The following is a 1043-nucleotide window of genomic DNA, read 5'->3' as shown; positions in this document are numbered from 1 at the left end:
TTTGAACGTACAAAACCGCACGTTAACGTTGGTACTATTGGCCACGTTGACCACGGTAAAACTACCCTGACTGCTGCTATCACTACTGTACTGGCTAAAACCTACGGTGGTAACGCTCGTGCATTCGACCAAATCGATAACGCGCCAGAAGAAAAAGCGCGTGGTATCACCATCTCTACTTCTCACGTAGAATATGATACCCCAAGCCGTCACTACGCACACGTTGACTGCCCAGGCCACGCCGACTATGTGAAAAACATGATCACCGGTGCGGCTCAGATGGACGGCGCGATCCTGGTAGTTGCCGCGACTGACGGCCCAATGCCACAGACGCGTGAGCACATCCTGTTAGGCCGTCAGGTAGGCGTTCCTTACATCATCGTGTTCCTGAATAAATGTGACATGGTAGACGACGAAGAGCTGCTGGAACTGGTTGAGATGGAAGTGCGTGAGCTGCTGTCTCAGTATGATTTCCCAGGCGACGACACGCCAGTAATCCGTGGTTCTGCTCTGAAAGCACTGGAAGGTGATGCAGAGTGGGAAGCCAAAATCATCGAACTGGCAGAAGCCCTGGACAGCTACATCCCAGAACCAGAGCGTGCAATCGACCAGCCATTCCTGCTGCCAATCGAAGACGTATTCTCTATTTCAGGCCGTGGTACCGTGGTGACTGGTCGTGTAGAGCGCGGTATCGTTAAAGTGGGTGAAGAAGTTGAAATCGTGGGTATTAAAGACACGACAAAAACCACGTGTACTGGTGTAGAAATGTTCCGCAAACTGCTGGACGAAGGCCGTGCGGGTGAGAACGTCGGTGTTCTGCTGCGTGGTACCAAGCGTGACGAAATCGAACGTGGTCAGGTATTGGCAAAACCAGGTTCAATCAAGCCACACACCACTTTCGAATCAGAAGTTTATATTCTGAGCAAAGACGAAGGCGGCCGTCATACACCGTTCTTCAAAGGCTACCGCCCACAGTTCTACTTCCGTACAACTGACGTGACCGGGACTATTGAACTGCCAGAAGGCGTGGAAATGGTGATGCC

The 1043-nt window shown here is 51.8% G+C and carries 1 protein-coding gene; it reads left to right on the top strand.

Annotated elements, in window-relative coordinates:
- Positions 1–1043 (top strand): elongation factor Tu (gene tuf, locus KZ793_RS22465; RefSeq protein ID WP_225817287.1); only part of this gene is annotated, 1043 nt, incomplete at both ends.

Source organism: Photorhabdus antumapuensis, from assembly GCF_020387775.1.
Lineage (GTDB): Bacteria > Pseudomonadota > Gammaproteobacteria > Enterobacterales > Enterobacteriaceae > Photorhabdus > Photorhabdus antumapuensis.
The sequence above is the reverse complement of the archived record's forward strand: the minus strand, read 5'-3'. Positions and strand labels throughout refer to the sequence as shown.